Here is a 328-nt window from a genome sequence, read left to right as displayed (position 1 = left end):
ACCTCGCGTGGGACGGAGTGCCCGGCGTCATCGAGCGGATCCCGGGCGCGCGCACCGTGCTGGTGCGCTTCGACCCGCTGAGGGTCTCGGCGGGCGAGCTGGCAGCGGTGCTGGAGTCGACCGAGGTGGATGCCGAGCACGTGCCGCACACCCGCGAGGTGACGGTTCCCGTGCGCTACGACGGCGAGGACCTCGATGAGGTCGCGACGCTGCTCGGCGTCTCCGCGGAGGAGGTCGTGAACCGGCACCTCACCGCCGAGTGGCAGGTCGCGTTCTCGGGATTCGCGCCCGGATTCGGGTACACGGTCAGCACCGATCCGCTGTTCGA

At 71.0% G+C, this 328-nt stretch carries 1 protein-coding gene; it reads left to right on the top strand.

Features of this window, described 5'->3' with window-relative positions:
- Positions 1-328, top strand: a 328-nt coding sequence (locus tag KI686_RS17530; protein ID WP_237590340.1) for a carboxyltransferase domain-containing protein, incomplete at both ends; no start/stop codon positions are given.

The sequence above is a fragment of the Polaribacter sargassicola genome (assembly GCF_021991835.1).
Lineage (GTDB): Bacteria > Bacteroidota > Bacteroidia > Flavobacteriales > Flavobacteriaceae > Polaribacter > Polaribacter sargassicola.
This window is presented reverse-complemented; position numbering and strand designations above follow the sequence as displayed.